The organism is Streptomyces sp. NPDC043685 (genome assembly GCF_056436585.1).
In genome coordinates this window covers 582,285-598,214 of sequence record NZ_JBWKCH010000005.1, presented here as the reverse complement: position 1 = coordinate 598,214, position 15,930 = coordinate 582,285, and the positions used below count along the sequence as shown (strand labels likewise).

16 protein-coding genes are annotated in these 15,930 nt (G+C 72.9%); 10 read left to right on the top strand and 6 right to left on the bottom strand.

From position 1 onward, the window contains the following. Nucleotides 1-636, bottom strand: a complete 636-nt coding sequence (locus AC0665_RS19610) for an ATP-dependent Clp protease proteolytic subunit (RefSeq protein WP_478608116.1) — start codon at nucleotides 634-636, stop codon at nucleotides 1-3. A gap of 89 nt (nucleotides 637-725) precedes the next feature. Between AC0665_RS19610 and AC0665_RS19605 the strand changes: the two genes are divergently transcribed. Further along, the gene (locus tag AC0665_RS19605) at nucleotides 726-1,013 is read left to right on the top strand and encodes a type II toxin-antitoxin system Phd/YefM family antitoxin (protein ID WP_478608119.1); all 288 of its coding nucleotides are present in this window, start codon (nucleotides 726-728) and stop codon (nucleotides 1,011-1,013) included. A 139-nt stretch (nucleotides 1,014-1,152) separates the two neighbouring features. Here AC0665_RS19605 and AC0665_RS19600 read toward each other — a convergent pair whose 3' ends face one another. Then, complete coding sequence (locus AC0665_RS19600; RefSeq protein ID WP_478608122.1) at nucleotides 1,153-2,145, bottom strand: ABC transporter permease; 993 nt, start codon at nucleotides 2,143-2,145, stop codon at nucleotides 1,153-1,155. Nucleotides 2,146-2,286: 141 nt separating this feature from the next. Here AC0665_RS19600 and AC0665_RS19595 point away from each other — a divergent pair, with 141 nt between their 5' ends. The 8 genes from AC0665_RS19595 (at nucleotide 2,287) to AC0665_RS19560 (ending at nucleotide 9,394) form a co-directional block, all read left to right on the top strand. Beyond that, a complete protein-coding gene (locus AC0665_RS19595) occupies nucleotides 2,287-2,919 on the top strand; it encodes a TetR/AcrR family transcriptional regulator (protein ID WP_478509241.1) in 633 nt (210 codons plus the stop codon). Between the two features lie 132 nt (nucleotides 2,920-3,051). Further along, a complete protein-coding gene (locus AC0665_RS19590) occupies nucleotides 3,052-3,354 on the top strand; it encodes an urease subunit gamma (RefSeq protein ID WP_366051839.1) in 303 nt (100 codons plus the stop codon). A 13-nt stretch (nucleotides 3,355-3,367) separates the two neighbouring features. Further along, nucleotides 3,368-3,679, top strand: coding sequence for an urease subunit beta (locus AC0665_RS19585; RefSeq protein WP_363120518.1), 312 nt, complete (start codon nucleotides 3,368-3,370; stop codon nucleotides 3,677-3,679). Next, nucleotides 3,672-5,393, top strand: coding sequence for an urease subunit alpha (locus tag AC0665_RS19580; protein WP_468405119.1), 1,722 nt, complete (start codon nucleotides 3,672-3,674; stop codon nucleotides 5,391-5,393). Before AC0665_RS19585 ends, AC0665_RS19580 begins: the two co-directional genes overlap by 8 nt. 10 nt (nucleotides 5,394-5,403) lie before the next feature. Continuing rightward, nucleotides 5,404-6,078, top strand: coding sequence for an urease accessory protein UreF (locus AC0665_RS19575; RefSeq protein ID WP_468637895.1), 675 nt, complete (start codon nucleotides 5,404-5,406; stop codon nucleotides 6,076-6,078). A 133-nt stretch (nucleotides 6,079-6,211) separates the two neighbouring features. Then, on the top strand, nucleotides 6,212-6,889 hold the full coding sequence (gene ureG, locus AC0665_RS19570; RefSeq protein ID WP_478509239.1) for an urease accessory protein UreG: 678 nt from the start codon (nucleotides 6,212-6,214) through the stop codon (nucleotides 6,887-6,889). Next, nucleotides 6,877-7,662: an urease accessory protein UreD gene (locus AC0665_RS19565; protein ID WP_478608124.1), complete on the top strand. Its 786-nt coding sequence runs from the start codon at nucleotides 6,877-6,879 to the stop codon at nucleotides 7,660-7,662. Before ureG ends, AC0665_RS19565 begins: the two co-directional genes overlap by 13 nt. 130 nt (nucleotides 7,663-7,792) lie before the next feature. Further along, the gene (locus AC0665_RS19560) at nucleotides 7,793-9,394 is read left to right on the top strand and encodes an alpha/beta hydrolase (protein ID WP_468637892.1); all 1,602 of its coding nucleotides are present in this window, start codon (nucleotides 7,793-7,795) and stop codon (nucleotides 9,392-9,394) included. A gap of 51 nt (nucleotides 9,395-9,445) precedes the next feature. Here the strand turns inward: AC0665_RS19560 and AC0665_RS19555 are convergent, their stop codons facing one another. Further along, nucleotides 9,446-10,477 (bottom strand): NAD-dependent epimerase/dehydratase family protein, encoded by a 1,032-nt coding sequence (locus AC0665_RS19555; protein ID WP_478705448.1) that lies wholly within the window; start codon nucleotides 10,475-10,477, stop codon nucleotides 9,446-9,448. A gap of 58 nt (nucleotides 10,478-10,535) precedes the next feature. Then, complete coding sequence (locus AC0665_RS19550; protein ID WP_468405131.1) at nucleotides 10,536-11,252, bottom strand: lysophospholipid acyltransferase family protein; 717 nt, start codon at nucleotides 11,250-11,252, stop codon at nucleotides 10,536-10,538. Between the two features lie 354 nt (nucleotides 11,253-11,606). Here AC0665_RS19550 and AC0665_RS19545 point away from each other — a divergent pair, with 354 nt between their 5' ends. Beyond that, on the top strand, nucleotides 11,607-12,062 hold the full coding sequence (locus AC0665_RS19545; protein ID WP_478705447.1) for an RpiB/LacA/LacB family sugar-phosphate isomerase: 456 nt from the start codon (nucleotides 11,607-11,609) through the stop codon (nucleotides 12,060-12,062). 30 nt (nucleotides 12,063-12,092) lie between these two features. Here the strand turns inward: AC0665_RS19545 and AC0665_RS19540 are convergent, their stop codons facing one another. Together AC0665_RS19540 and AC0665_RS19535 are read right to left on the bottom strand one after the other, a co-directional pair. Beyond that, on the bottom strand, nucleotides 12,093-13,331 hold the full coding sequence (locus AC0665_RS19540; RefSeq protein WP_478705446.1) for a PP2C family protein-serine/threonine phosphatase: 1,239 nt from the start codon (nucleotides 13,329-13,331) through the stop codon (nucleotides 12,093-12,095). 66 nt (nucleotides 13,332-13,397) lie between these two features. After that, complete coding sequence (locus AC0665_RS19535; RefSeq protein ID WP_478608137.1) at nucleotides 13,398-15,857, bottom strand: SpoIIE family protein phosphatase; 2,460 nt, start codon at nucleotides 15,855-15,857, stop codon at nucleotides 13,398-13,400. Between the last annotated feature and the right edge of the window lie 73 nt (nucleotides 15,858-15,930).

Here is a 15,930-nt window from a genome sequence, read left to right as displayed (position 1 = left end):
TCACCGTCCGGCCGGCGGGACCGGGATGGCCTTGCGGCTGGGGATGATCCCGTCCACCAGGCCGTACTCCACCGCTTCCTGGGCGGTGAGGGTCTTCTCCCGTTCGATGTCCGTGCTCACCTGCTCCTGGCTGCGGCCCGTGTGCCGCGCGAGCATCTCCTCCATGCGGAGCCGGATGCGCGTCAACTCGTCGGCCTGGATCGCCAGATCGCTCGCCTGACCCCGGGCCGGCTCGGGCAGGGCGGGCTGACGGATCACCACGCGCGCGTCGGGCAACGCGAATCGCTTGCCGGGGGTGCCTCCCGCCAGCAGCACCGAGGAGACGGCGCCGGCCCGGCCCAGGCAGATCGTCTCCACGTCGCAGGAGACGTACCGCATCGTGTCGTAGACGGCCGCCATCGCGTGGAAGCTGCCGCCGGGGGAGTTGATGTAGAGCGAGATGTCGCGGTCCGGGGACCGGTACTCCAGATGTATGAACTGGGCCATCACGTCGTTCGCCGAGGTCTCGTCCAGGGGCGCTCCGAGGAAGACGATCCGCTCCTCCAGGAGCTTGGAGTACGGGTCCATCGTCCGGTGTCCCGGCCCGGTCCGTTCGGTGAACTCGGGCAGCACGTGACGGGCGGACGGTCGGCTCATGACGAACCCCTCCTCGCGGCGCGGCTGTCTCCGGCGGCAGCCGTCTCTGTAAAAAATGTACAGGACGTACGTCACGGTAGGATGGGGGCATGGCCTACGAGATTCCGGTGACGCAAGCGAGGGCTGAGCTCGCCGACCTGATCAACCGCGTGGTGTACGGCGGCGAACGCGTCGTCGTCACCCGGCACGGCAAGCCCCTCGTGGCTCTCGTCTCGGCCGATGACCTGCGGCGACTCGACGAGCTCCAGCAGCCCCCGGAGTCCGCCGAGGAGCAGGTGGTCAGCGCGGTCTCCACGGTCCGCGAGGTGGCGTCCGCCCCTGGCGAACCCCAGCGGTTCGGCATCGCGGCGGAACACCGCGGAGCCGGGCGGGCCTGAGCCGTGTCCGCGGAGCCCCTCCTGCCTCCGGGTGGACGGAGGGGCTGTGCGGACAGGCCTGGCCGCGGCCGGCACAGGACCGTGCGCCCCCGTCCGCCACGGCGGGGACGGGGGCGCGCGGTCGATTCCGGGGTGGTGGTCAGGCGACGGCCGAGAGCTCCCGTCGATCGGCCGCGGACCCGCCGCCCGCCTTCCGCGTCCGCAGCGCGTGGCCCAGCAGGACGGCCCCCAGGCCCAGCGCCGCCCACCAGGCCAGGGTCAGGGCGGGCCCGGTCCCGGCCGCGCCGTCGAAGAACGACACCGAGCGCAGCAGGGACGTGCCCGCGCCCGGCGGCAGCCACTGGCCGATCGTGCCGACCGGCTCGGGCAGCATCTGCGGGGCCGAGGTGGCGCCGGAGAAGGGATTGCCGAGCAGCATCACCACGGCGGCGCCGATCCCCGTCCCCGCGGGGCCGATCAGGGCGGCGAGTCCGGCGACGGCTCCGCCCACGGCCAGCGTGGACAGGCCCAGCACCGACGCCTCCGCCCACCAGTCGCCGCCGAGCACCCCCAGCCAGCTGTGCGCGATCAGGGCCGCGACCACACCCACCAGGGCGGACGCGCCGAGCAGCGCGATCACGGCCCGGATGCCGCGCAGCCCCAGCAGGGTGACCACCGCCCCCGCCGCGATCCCGGCCAGGGCGAGCGGCAGCACCGCGGCGCTCAGCGCCCCTCCGCGCGGATCGGCGGACGGGGTGGGCACGACATCGACCGTCTTGACCTGTGTGCCCCCGGCAGCGGCCTGCCGGCCCACGGCCTGCTGGAGGAACTGCGCGACGGCCGGCCCGGCCGCGGACGCGGTGAGCAGTTCGGGGCCCTGCGGCGTGACCACCACAGCGCCGTACACGCTCCGGTCCTCGATGGCGTCCCGGGCGGCGGTCTCGTCGGCGTAGCGGTGGAGCTCGAAGGCACCCTCGTGGCTCTCCAGTCGCCGCTCGACCTCGGTCACGGCGGAGGGCGGTCCGGCCACGCCCAGCGGCAGGTCGCGCGGCGCGATGCGGGAGGCCGGCCAGGCGAAGGCCCACAGGGCGAGGGCCGCCAGGACCGGCACGAGGACGACGACCGCGAGCACTTGGCGGTTGCGGGAAGGCATGAGGTCTCCTGAGGTGAGCCGGAAGGGCCGGAGCAGGCCGGCCGCTCCAAAAAGAAGGATCGTTCGTTTTTGCTCTGCCCTCACCGTGCTCCAGCTCGTCGCCTCTTGTCAAGAATGAATATTCGTTTTACTTTGGGGATCATGGCACGCGTGTCTCAGGAACATCTCGACGCCCGCCGCCGCCAGATCCTGGACGGCGCCGCGCTCTGCTTCGCCCGCAACGGCTTCCACGCCACGTCCATGCAGGACGTGCTGAAGGAGGCCGACCTCTCGGCGGGCGCCGTGTACCGCTACTTCAGCGGCAAGGAGGAGCTGATCGGCGCGATCGTGGCCGAGGTGCTCGGCTCGGTGCGCAGTGCCTTCGAGGAGGCGGCGCGGCAGACTCCGCCCCCGCCCCCGGACGAACTCGTCACCTCCGTGCTCGGCAGGACGCTCAGCGCTCGCGAGTCCCTGGTCGTCGACGGACGGCCGGCCTTCCCGCGGCTCGTGATCCAGGTGTGGACGGAGACGCTGCGCAACGAGGAGCTGGCGGCCCTCCTGCGGGAGGGCTACGGCTCGGTGCGCGCGGCCTGGGCGACGATCGTCGAGAGCTACCAGGAGGCCGGGATGATGCGGACGGACGTGGCGCCGGACCATGTCGCCCGCACGATGATCGCGGCCGTGCTCGGGTTCATCGCACAGCAGTCCCTCTTCGGGCCCGCCCCGGTCGAGGTGCTCCGCGACGGACTGCGGGCCCTGATGAGCATGCCGGGTGAGCCGCCCGCTCCGGCCTGAGAGATCACAGCTCGGTTAACGTGCCCGAAACGCGGTCCAACTAGCCTGCCGATCCACGCCACCTGGCACTTTGCCCGGTGGCCGCGGCAGCCGGGCCCCGCACGGCCCGGAGCGAGGACTGTGAGGTGGGACGTGCAACTGACCCCGCACGAGCAAGAACGACTGCTGATCCACGTGGCGGCCGACGTGGCCGAGAAGCGCCGGGCCCGCGGGCTGAAGCTCAATCACCCCGAGGCGGTCGCGCTCATCACCTCGCACATCCTCGAGGGCGCACGCGACGGCCGGACCGTCGCGGAACTCATGGCCTCCGGACGCACCCTCCTGACCAGGGACGACGTCATGGAGGGCATCCCGGAGATGATCCACGACGTGCAGGTCGAGGCGACCTTCCCGGACGGCACCAAGCTCGTCACCGTCCATGAGCCGATCGTCTGAGGGGGAGGCCGCTGTGATTCCCGGAGAGATCCTTTTCGCCGAGGACCCGATCGTCTACAACCAGGGACGCGAGGTCACCCGCCTCACCGTCCTCAACGCCGCCGACCGGCCCGTGCAGGTCGGCTCCCACTACCACTTCGCCGAGGCCAACCCCGGCCTGGAGTTCGACCGCTCCGCCGCGCGCGGCAAGCGGCTGAACGTCGCCGCCGGCACGGCCGTGCGGTTCGAGCCCGGGATCCCCGTCGACGTCGAACTCGTCGCGCTGTCCGGGGCCCGGGTGGTGCCCGGTCTGCGCGGGGAGACCGGAGGTGCCCTCGATGCCTGAGATCTCACGAGCCGCGTACGCCGACCTGTTCGGCCCGACGACCGGCGACCGGATCCGCCTGGCCGACACCGACCTGCTGGTCGAGATCGAGGAGGACCGCTCCGGCGGCCCCGGACTCGCCGGTGACGAGGCGGTCTTCGGCGGCGGCAAGGTCATCCGCGAGTCCATGGGCCAGTCACGCGCCACGCGCGCGGAAGGAACGCCCGACACCGTCATCACCGGCGCGGTGATCATCGACCACTGGGGCGTCGTCAAGGCCGACGTCGGCATCCGCGACGGCCGGATCACCGGCATCGGCAAGGCCGGCAACCCCGACACCATGGACGGCGTCCACCCGGACCTGGTGATCGGCCCGGAGACCGAGATCATCGCCGGCAACGGGCGGATCCTCACGGCGGGCGCGATCGACGCCCACGTGCACTTCATCTGCCCCCAGATCGCCGACGAGGCGCTCTCCTCGGGCATCACGACCCTCGTCGGCGGCGGCACGGGACCGGCCGAGGGCTCCAAGGCCACCACCGTGACCCCCGGGCCCTGGCACCTCGCGCGGATGCTGGAGGCGATGGAGGCCCATCCCCTCAACATCGGGCTGCTCGGCAAGGGCAACACCGTCTCCCACGAGGCGATGCTGTCGCAGATCCGCGGCGGCGCGCTCGGCCTGAAACTGCACGAGGACTGGGGCTCGACCCCCGCCGTCATCGACGCCGCGCTGACCGTCGCCGACCGCACCGGCATCCAGGTCGCCATCCACACCGACACCCTCAACGAGGCCGGGTTCGTCGGTGACACCCTCGCCGCGATCGCCGGACGGGGCATCCACGCGTACCACACCGAGGGCGCGGGCGGCGGGCACGCGCCGGACATCATGACCGTGGTCTCCGAGTCGTACGTGCTGCCCAGCTCCACGAACCCCACCCGGCCGTTCACCGTCAACACCGCCGAGGAACACCTCGACATGCTGATGGTGTGCCACCACCTCAACCCGGCCGTGCCGGAGGACCTGGCCTTCGCCGAGTCCCGGATCCGGCCGTCCACGATCGGGGCGGAGGACGTACTGCACGACCTCGGCGCCATCTCGATCATCTCCTCCGACTCCCAGGCCATGGGACGTGTCGGCGAGGTCGTCATGCGCACCTGGCAGACCGCCCATGTGATGAAGCGGCGGCGGGGCGCCCTGCCCGGTGACGGCCGGGCCGACAACCACCGGGTACGTCGCTATGTCGCCAAGTACACGATCAACCCCGCGCTCGCCCAGGGTCTGGCCCGGGAGATCGGCTCGGTGGAGAGCGGCAAGCTGGCCGACCTGGTGCTGTGGGAGCCGGCGTTCTTCGGCGTGAAGCCGCAACTCGTCATCAAGGGCGGCCAGATCGCGTACGCGCAGATGGGCGACGCGAACGCCTCCATCCCCACACCGCAGCCGATCCTGCCGCGCCCGATGTACGGGGCGATCGGGCGGGCGCCGGCCGCCAACTCCCTCAACTTCGTGGCGCCCCTGGCCGTCGAGGCCGGGCTGCCGGAGCGGCTGGGGCTCGGGAAGCGGTTCGTGGCGATCGAGTCGACACGCGCCGTCACCAAGGCCGACATGCGCGAGAACGACGCACGGCCCGAGGTCCGGGTCGATCCCGACAGCTTCGCCGTGCACATCGACGGGGAGCTGGTCGAGGCGACGCCTGCGGCCGAACTCCCCATGGCCCAGCGGTACTTCCTGTTCTGAGGGTGGTCTGATGTCGCGTGCGGCGCTTCTCGTCCTGGCCGACGGACGGTTCCCGGCCGGGGGACACGCGCACTCCGGCGGAGCCGAGGCGGCGGTCAAGGCCGGCCGGATCAGCGGGGCGGCGAGCCTGGGCGAGTTCTGCCGGGGCCGGCTGCACACCGCGGGGCTGACGGCGGCGGGGCTGTGCGCGGCGGCGGCCCTCGGGATCGATCCCGTCGCGCTGGACCGCGCCGCCGACGCGCGCACACCGTCGCCCGCCCTGCGGGCGGCCGCGCGCAAACTGGGGCGGCAACTGCTGAGGGCCGCTCGGGCGACCTGGCCTTCCGCCGAGCTGGACGCGCTCGGAAGGGAGTTCCCCAAGGGAGCGCACCAGCCGGTGGTGCTCGGGCTGGCGGCCCGGGCGGCCGGGCTGGGCCCGGTGGACGCGGCCTACTGCGCGGCGTACGAGAGTGTGAGCGGGCCCGCGTCGGCGACGGTTCGGCTGCTGAGCCTGGACCCGTTCGACGCGACGCGGGTGCTGGCCCGGCTGGCGCCGGAGGTCGACCGGGTCGTGGACCGGGCCGTGGAGGCGGCCCGGAAGGTGGTCGACGAGGGGGTCGACGCCCTGCCGGCGGGGTCGGCGCCGCTGCTGGAGATCGGGGCGGAGGTGCATGCCGCGTGGCCGGTACGCCTGTTCGCCTCTTAAGGGCGCTCAGCCTCTTGAGGGCGCTGAGCAGCCCACCCGGGGGCCCGGGGCTGTGCTCGCCGTGCGGCCTGGCCGTCTGAACGCCCCCCGCCGTCATCCACCCGCATCCGACCACGAGCCGCAGGAGCCGTACATGCACCTCGACCACCACCACGACACCCCCACCGCCCTCGGTGCGGACGCCCACCGCCCCGACGGCACCCGCAGAGCGCTCCGCATCGGGCTCGGCGGCCCCGTCGGATCCGGGAAGACCGCCACCGTGGCCGCGCTCTGCCGGGCGCTCAGGGACGAACTGTCGCTCGCCGTCGTCACCAACGACATCTACACGCGCGAGGACGCCGAGTTCCTGCTGCGCGAGGCGGTGCTGCCGCCCGAGCGGATCACCGCCGTGGAGACGGGGGCCTGCCCGCACACCGCGATCCGGGACGACATCTCCGCGAATCTGGAGGCGGTGGAGGACCTGGAGGACGCGGTCGGGCCGCTGGACCTGGTGCTGGTGGAGTCCGGCGGGGACAACCTCACCGCGACCTTCTCCAAGGGGCTCGTCGACGCGCAGATCTTCGTGATCGACGTGGCCGGGGGCGACGACATCCCGCGCAAGGGCGGCCCGGGCGTGACCACCGCCGACCTGCTCGTCGTCAACAAGACCGACCTCGCCCCGTACGTGGGCTCCGACCTGGCCCGGATGGCCGCCGACGCCAAGGCGCAGCGAGCCGAACTGCCGGTGGTCTTCCAGTCGCTGCGCGGTGAGGCCGGAGTGGCGGACGTCGCCGCGTGGGTGCGTGCCCAGCTCGCCGCGTGGACGGCGTGAGCGTGCGCCCCGGCGCCGGGGTGCGCTCCCTCGCCCGGATCGTCGCCCGCGACGACGGGCGGGGCGGGACCTCGCTGCCCGTGCTGGAGAGCGACGGCCCCCTGGCACTGCGGCGCACCCGTGCCGCCGGCGCCGAGGCGCGGGTCATGCTGGTCGGTGCGATGAGCGGACCGCTCGGCGGGGACCACTTCACGGTGCGGGCCCGGGTGGAGGAGGGGGCGAGGCTGTCCGTCGGTTCCGCCGCCGCCACCATCGCGCTGCCCGGTCAGGCCAAGGGCGAGGCCCGCTACGACGTCCGGATCGAGGTCGCCGAGCAGGCGGAACTGCAATGGATGCCCGAGCAGTTGATTTCCTCCCAGGGCAGCGACCTGTACGTCACCACCCGCGTCGAACTCGCCGGCACGGCCCGGCTCGTGCTGCGCGAGGAGCAGGTGCTCGGGCGCGCCGGTGAGCAACCCGGGCGGCTCACGAGCCGTCTGACCGTGCGGATCGCCGGACAGGCCGTGCTCGACCAGGAACTCGCCTGCGGACCGGGCGCCCCGGGCGGCTGGGACGGGCCCGCCGTGCTGGCGGGACACCGGGCGGTCGGACAACTGGTCGTCGTGCGCCCCGAGTTCGCCACCGAGCCGGTGACCGCCGCAGTGCTGGGGGAGGGGGCGTCGGTGGTGCCGCTCGCCGGGCCCGCCGCGCTGGTGACCGCCGTGGCGCCGGACGGCCTGCGGCTGCGGCGAGTGCTCGACGCGAGCCTGTCGTCCCTGACGCCGCGACCGTAGCTGTCCGTAGAGCAGAATCGGCTCTCCGTTTATCGGATTGGCAAAGAAGGGCGTCCGCCCCTGTTGTCAGGGACCTCACAACCGGGAGGATCCCCCGTACTGATCGCAACGAGGTACGGGGAGGTCCCCCTTGAGGGGTTCGATACCGAAGAGCCGGGTGACGGTGCTCGGTTCGGCCGGCGCGCTCGTCACGGCCACGCTGATAGCCGGCGCCGTCGCGGCGCCCGCCGCGAGCGCGAGCGCGGGCAGCGGCCACGGACAGGACCGGGAGGCCCGCGGCACCGCGATCGCCGCCGCCCGGGCCGCGAAGACCGGCATCGACTGGCAGGACTGCCCCGCCGACTGGAACCTGGCCAAGCCGATCCAGTGCGGGTACGTCACCGTGCCGCTCGACTACGCCAAGCCCCACGGCAAGCAGATCAAGCTCGCCGTCGACCGCATCGGCAACACCGGCACCGAGGCCGAGCGGCAGGGCGCGCTCCTGTACAACCCCGGCGGCCCCGGAGGCTCCGGACTGCGCTTCCCGACCCGGGTCACCAACAAGAACCCCGTCTGGGCCAACGCGGCCAAGGCCTATGACTTCGTGGGCTTCGACCCGCGCGGTGTCGGCAAGTCCACGCCCATCTCCTGTGTCGACCCGCAGGAGTTCGTCAAGGCGCCCAAGGCCGACCCGGTGCCAGACTCCGAGGCCGACAAGCGCGCCCAGCGCAAGCTGGCCCGCGAGTACGCCGAGGGCTGCCAGGAGCGCAGCGGCTGGATGCTGCCGCACATGACCACGCCGAACACCGCGCGCGACCTCGACGTCATCCGCGCCGCCCTCGGCGAGAAGAAGCTCAACTTCCTCGGCGTCTCCTACGGCACCTACCTGGGCGCCGTCTACGGCACCCTCTTCCCGGGCCACGTGCGCCGGATGGTCGTCGACAGCGTCGTCAACCCGTCCCGCGAGAAGGTCTGGTACCAGGCCAACCTGGACCAGGACGTCGCGTTCGAGGGCCGCTGGAAGGACTGGCAGGACTGGGTCGCGAAGAACGACGCGACCTACCACCTCGGTGACACCCGCGCCGAGGTCCAGGAGCAGTGGCTGAAGCTGCGCGCCACCGCGAAGAAGAACCCGATCGGCGGGGTCGTCGGCCCGGCCGAGCTGATCTCCTTCTTCCAGAGCGCCCCGTACTACGACTCCGCCTGGGCGTCGACCGCCTCGGTCTTCGCCAAGTACGTCGCCGGGGACACCCAGGCGCTCGTCGACGCCGCCGCCCCGGACCTGTCCGACACGGCCGGCAACGCGTCCTCCGAGAACGGCAACGCCGTCTACACGGCCGTGGAGTGCGCCGACGCCAAGTGGCCCACCAGCTGGCAGCGCTGGGACCGCGACAACACGCGGCTCCACAAGGACCACCCGTTCATGACCTGGGCCAACGCCTGGATGAACCTGCCGTGCGCCACCTGGCCGGCCAAGCAGCAGACGCCGGTGAACGTCAAGACCGGCAAGGGCCTGCCCGGCGTGCTCATCGTCCAGTCCGAGCGGGACGCCGCCACCCCGTACGAGGGCGCCGTGGAGCTGCACAAGCGGTTCAAGGGCTCCCGTCTGATCACGGAGAAGGACGCGGGCTCCCACGGAGTCGCCGGCCTGGTCAACCCGTGCATCAACCCCCGGGTCGACAGCTACCTGCTCACCGGCAAGCTGGACGGCGCCGACGTGACCTGCGCGCCGCACGCCACGCCGAAGCCGTAACCGTCGTCCGTACGGCGGTGAGGGGCGGCCGGGACACCGGCCGCCCCTTCCTCATGCCGGCCGGGCCCCGAACCAGGCGTCCTCCGCCGCGTAGTCGAAGAGGTCCGGGTAGGCGCGGGCGAGGGTGGGGAACGCCGCCCGCCAGTCCTCCTCGGACAGCCGGCTCACGAGCCAATCGACCGTCTCCGGGAGGGCTTCCGGACAGGACACCACCGGCCGGTACCCCAGCTCCCGCTCAGCGGCGGACATGTCGCACACCACCGGCAGTTCCACCGACCAGGGGGAGCTGCCCACGGACCCCTGCGCCGGCCCGTCCAGCAGGACGGTCTCCGTCTCCACCCCCATGACCGCGTCCACGGCGGAGCCGATCTCCGACACGGTCGGTGGCAGCGGATCGCAGGCGTTGAGCACCCGGGAGCCCGGTCGTGCCGCCGCCAGCCGGACGAGTTCGGCGATGTTGCGCGCGGCCGAGGTGTGGAAGACGCTCTCGCCCCGGAAGGCGAGCACCCGCCTGCGCCGGCCGTCGAGGTTCCGCTTGACGAAGTACAGCTCCCGGGGGAGGGGGCTGCCCGGTCCGTGGATCGCCCCGGGACGCAGCACGGTGGTCGGCAACCGGTCGCCCGCCGCCAGGAGTTCGTGTTCCAGGGCCACCTTGCGCGTGCTGTACGTGGCCTGACCGGGCGCGACGGTGACCTGGTCCTCCCTGATCGGCACGGGGTAGCGCGGCAGACCGTCCGGAGCGGTCATGGTGTCGAAGCCGCGGCCTTGGCCGTCCTCGTACACCGACACGCTCGACACCACCACGGCCGAGCCGATCCGGTCGGCCAGGCCGGTCAACTGCCGTGCGTGGCGGGCCCCGTAGGCGACGAGGTCGACCACGAGGTCGCAGCCGTCGCCGATCAGCGCGCCCAGCGCCGCGTCGTCCTCGCGGTCCAGCCGCCGCGTGCGCACCTCAGCGGGCCAGTTCGGGTGCCGGCCGCCGCCGCGCGAGAGAGCCGTCACCTCCCAGCCGTCCCTCGCCAGGGCCTCCACCGCGGGTTTCCCGATCTGCCCGGCCGCCCCGATCACCACAGCTCGTCTCATGCCGCGACCGTAGATCGCCCGGAGCGCAGGGGGAACGGGCCTCTGCCGACAGCAGAGCTCAACCGAGCGGCATCCGCCGGAACTTGCGCTCCTTCTTGGCGGCCTCCTCGGCCTTCACCACGGCCGCGTAGCGGTCGACGTACTCCTGCTCGGACAGGGAGAGGATCGCGTACATGATCTCGTCGGTGATGGCGCGCAGGATCGCCTTCTCGTTCTCCATGCCCTCGTAGCGGGAGAAGTCGAGGGGCTCGCCGAAGCGGATCACGACGGGGTGGAGGTTCGGGATGACCTTGCCGGGGGGCTGTGCCTCGAAGGTGCCGATCATCGCGCAGGGGATCACCGGGACGCCGGCCTTCAGGGCCATCACCGCGACCCCGACCTTGCCCTTGTAGAGGCGGCCGTCGTGGGAGCGGGTCCCCTCGGGGTAGATGCCGAGCAACTCGTCCTTGCTCAGCACGCCGAGGCCCTCGCGGATCGCGGCCTGGCCCGCGTCCTTGCCGGAGCGGTCGACCGGGATCTGGCCCGCGCTGCGGAAGAAGAAGGCGGTCAGGCGGCCTTTGACGCCCGGGCCCGTGAAGTACTCGGCCTTCGCAAGGAAGGTGATGCGGCGCTTGAGGATCGCCGGCATCAGGAAGTGGTCCGAGAACGACAGGTGGTTGCCGGCGATGATGGCGGCGCCCTCCGCGGGAACGTGCTCCAGGCCCTCTATGCGGGGCCGGAAGACCAGTCGCAGCAGCGGACCCAGCAGGACGTATTTCAGCAGGTAGTAGAACAAAGCGGGCGCTCCTCGACTCTCGCGGTGTACTCAACCGCCGCGTTCGTGCAGGTCAACCGGCATGTCGTGGGGTGCCAGTGTAGGTGCAGGGGCGGCCACCGGGCACCTCGTGCGGGCGGACCGCACAGATCCTCCGCCATTTGACTGATGGTCAGTCAGGCGGTGGGTGTCCGATGGTGCTCATGCGGCCGGGGAGAACCGCGGGACCAGTGTGCTGCGCCGCCCGGGTGACCGCCAGGCCGAACGGGTGGTCCGGCGCGATGGTGAGGGTGCGTGGCGGGCCGGTGGTCCTTGACGGCCGGCGGCGATCGTGGGCCGGTGGCGGGTGCCGCGGGGGCGGGTAATCTGCCGGACATGCGGATCTCTGTTTCCTCGGACATGGACGAACCCGTGGCCCGGTCCCTCGTGGCCGCCCTGCGCGAGCGGGGGCACGAGGTGCGCCCGCACGGCGCACTGCGCCCGGGGGACGACCCGCAGTGGGCGGTGTGCTCCGAGGCGGCGGCCCGCGAGGTCGCCGACGGTACGGCCGACCAGGCGGTGGTGTGCTGCTGGACCGGCACGGGCGCCTCGATCGCCGCGAACAAGGTGCCCGGCGTGCGCGCCGCCCTGTGTACGGACGCCTATACGGCCGACGGGGCGCGCCGCTGGAACGACGCCAACGTGCTCGCGCTCAGCCTGCGGCTGACGTCGGAGCCGCTGCTGACGGAGATCCTGGACGCGTGGTTCGCCGGCGAGCCCAGCACGGAGACCGAGGACCGGCAGAACGTCGACCGGGTCCGGCTGCTCGACCACGGCAAGACCCGTCTGTAGATCACGGACACGCGGTGCGGCTCGCCGCATTCACAGACGCACGATGATCAGCGCCGTGTCGTCGGTGGCGCCGCCGGGCGGCAGCAACTGCGCCAGAACGGTGTCGGCCAGATCCTCGGGGTCCTGGTCCCGATGGTCACGCAGGGCGGCGGCGAGCCGCTCCAGACCCGTGTCGATGTCCTCGCGCCGCCGTTCGATCAGGCCGTCGGTGTAGAGCACGAGCGTGGCCCCGGGCGAGAACGTGGTCGCGGCCTGGGGCCTGGGGATCGGGTCCGGGCGGGCGTCGAGCGGTGTGTCCGTGGCCTGGTCGAGGAACTCCGTGCGGCCGTCGGCGTGCACCAGCACGGGCGGGAGATGGCCGGCGCTGCTGTAGGTGATGACGTGACGGTCGCAGTCGATGAAGGTCGTCACCGCCGTCGCCGACTCGGCCCCGTCTATCACGTGGGCGTACCGCCCCAGCACGTCCAGCGCCTGGGCCGGCCCCGCGGCGACCCGGGAGGCCGCGCTGAGCGCGCTGCGCAGCTGCCCCATCACGCCGGCGGCCTCCAGCCCGTGCCCGACGACGTCGCCCACCGACACGCCGATGCGGTCGCCGCCCACCAGATCGACCAGGTCGTACCAGTCCCCGCACACATTGAGCGCGCCCACGGCGGGCCGGTACCGCACGGCGGCCCGGTGGTGGCCGACCTGCCGGGGCGCGGGCAGCATCGCCTCCTGCAACGCCAGCGCCACCTCCCGCTCCCGGGAGTGCGCCTGGCGCAGCCGCTCGTTGAGCTCCTGAAGCTCACGGGCGCGGGTGTACAGCTCCGCCTCCAGCACCCGGGCCCGGCCGCCCCGGCTCCCCTCGGAGCCGCCCCGGGCCCTGATCAGCTCCGTGACCTCCTCCACGCGGTGCACGATCAGCACGACCTTGCCGTCCGGGCCGAGCAGCGGGGCGTTCACCGGGCTCCAGTAGCGCTTGTGCCATTCGCCGGGCCGCTCGGGGTCCTCGACGTCGTAGCGCTGCAGGGCCATGGTGTCGCGCTCCCCGGTGGCCAGGACGCGGTACAGCGAGGCCTCCAGATTGCGCATGCCCGAGGCGGCCGGGTCGTGCGGGTTGTCCGGGAACACGTCGAAGATGTACTTGCCGACCAGCTGCTCGCGCGTGCGGCCCGAGACGCGGACGAACTCCTCGTTCACGTCGGAGTAGACCAGCTCGGGTGTCAGGAGGGCCACCATGCCGGGCAGGGCCTGGAAGACCGCCCTGTAGTCGATCGCCGAATCCGCCATGGCTGCCGCCTCACCGCCGCCGGGATCACACCAGTTTCGCACGGTACGGGCGAACCTGAACCGGCCTCATTCCGAGAGGCCGGTCAGCGACTGCTCGGCCCAGATGATCTTCCCCTCGGGGACGAACCGCGTGCCCCAGCGCTGCGTGAGCTGGGAGACCAGCAGCAGCCCGCGTCCGCCCTCGTCCGTCGTACGGGGATGGCGCAGGTGGGGTGCGGTGGCGCCGCCGTCGAGGACCTCGCAGACCAGGGCGCGCTCCCGGATCAGCCGGAGCCGGATGGACCCGGTGGCGTACCGGATGGCGTTGGTGACCAGCTCGCTCACCACCAGCTCCGTGGTGAAGGCCAGCTCCTCCAGGCCCCAGTGGGCCAGCTGCCGGGTGGCGGTGCGCCGGGCGTCGGCGACCACCGCCGGATCCGAGGGCAGGTCCCAGGCCGCGACCTGCTCGGTGCCGAGACGTTTCGTCCGGGCCAGCAGCAGGGCCACGTCGTCGTACGGGCGGGCCGGGACCAGCGCGTCGACCACGGCCCGGCAGGAGGAGTCGAGCGGACCGGTCCGCTCCAGCGCGCGACGCAGCCGCTCCCGGCTCGCGTCGACGGCCCAGGTCTCACCGCGGGCCAGCAGTCCGTCGGTGTGCAGCGCGAGCGTGCTGCCCTCCGCCAGGGTCAGTTCGACCGCCTCGAAGGGCGGGCCGCCCACGCCGAGCGGCGGGCCCTGCGGCAGATCGACGAAGACGACCGAACGGTCGGGCAGCACCACCGCCGGGGCGGGATGCCCCGCCGCGGCCATCGCACAGCCACCGTCGACCGGGTCGTAGACGACGTACAGGCACCCGGAGCCCACCCCCTGCGTGCCCGCGGACCCCACGGTGCCGGGCTCGGCCCCCTCCTCCCGTGCCGAGCGCGCCACGAGGTCGTCCAGATGCGCCAGCACCTCCTCGGGCGGCAGATCCAGAGCCGCCAGCGTCCGCACGGCCGTCCGCAGCTGCCCCATGGCCGCCGCGGCGTCGATGCCGTGCCCGGGCGCCTCGCCCACGACCAGCGCGACCCGCGCCCCGGACAGCGGGATGAGGTCGTACCAGTCGCCGCCCAGGCCGGTCAGCTCGTCGGCCGGCCGGTAGCACGCGGCGACCTCGACGGCGTCCTGCTCGGGCAGCCGGTGGGGGAGCAGACTGCGCTGGAGGACGAGCGCGGCGTCCCGTTCCCGGGTGTAGCGGCGGGCGTTGTCCACGCAGACGGCCGCGCGGGCGACGACGTCCTCGGCCAGCCGCAGGTCCTCCTCGTCGAACGGCTCCCGGCCGTCGCGGCGGTAGAAGGTCGTGATGCCCAGCGTGGTGCCGCGCGAGCGGATCGGCACGGCCATCACGCTGTGCAGGCCCAGCTCCCGGAACGTGGCCCGGCGGCCGCTCGGGGTGTCCGTCGTCCAGTCCCGGGTCAGCGGGTCGAGCCTCTCCCGGCGCCAGGACCGCCCGGTGGCCAGACAGCGGAAGGGGGGCGTCCCGGGGCGGAAGGCGACCGCCTCACCGATCGCGATGACGGCTTCCGTCAGGTCGTCCTGCGCGGACCGGTAACCGGCCCGGCGCAGTTCCACCGGCTCCTCGGAGTCCTCCAGCGGCCCGGGAGCCGGTTCGGCGCCCCGCAGCACCGACTCCAGCAGGTCCACCGTGACGAAGTCGGCCAGGCCCGGCGCGGCCACGTCCGCCAGCTCCTGCGCCGTGCGGGTGAGGTCCAGACTGCGGCCGATGCTCTGACCGGCCCGGTCCAGCAGCGCCAGCCGTTGCCGCGCGCGGTGCCGCTCGGTCATGTCCACGACCGTGTAGTACACGCCGATCGGATGGCCCCGGTCGTCCTCCAGCCGGGTGAACGACAGCATGTGGGCCGTCTCGCGCAGCGGGGCCGAGCGCACATGGCCCACGTGCTCGTAGCCGACCACCGGTTCGCCGGTCTCCAGCACGTGCCGCATCTGCGCCTCGACCGCCTGGGCGTCCATGCCCGGCTGGACGTCCGCGAAGCGCAGCCCGAGCCGTCGCGCCGCCGGACCGCCGCCGAACTGTTCCAGGGCGGCGTTCGACCACACGAAGCGCAGGTCCGTGTCCACGATCGCGATGCCGACCGGGGCGGCCGCCGCCATCTGTTCCAGGACCGTGCGGCTCATGTTCCAGCCGGGCGCGTCGGCCAGCTCCGACAGCAGCATCAGCCAGCGCGACCCACCGTGCGCCTCCTCGGCCGAGGCGATCCGGGCCACGACCCTCACCGGCCGGCCGTCCCGGCGGCGGGCCGTCAGCAGCCCCGTCCAGCCGCCGTTCCTGCGGCACCGCTCGACCAGGTCCGGCACCCGCTGCGCGTCCTCGGCGACCAGCAGGTCGGCCAGCTTCCTGCCGACCGCCTCGGCGGCCGGGTACGCCAGCAGCCGCCGGGCAGCGCTGGTCCAGCCCGTCACCACGCCCTGTGGATCGAGCAACAGGGGCGCCGCGTCGGCCACATCGAACCGCTGCCGGGCAACGCCGTACTCCTCGTCTGCGCCCACGGCCGACCTCTCTGTCGCTGAGAGTGGTCTACCACCTCTTGCCCCAATCTTCACCCTTCCGGCGCCGGGAGGC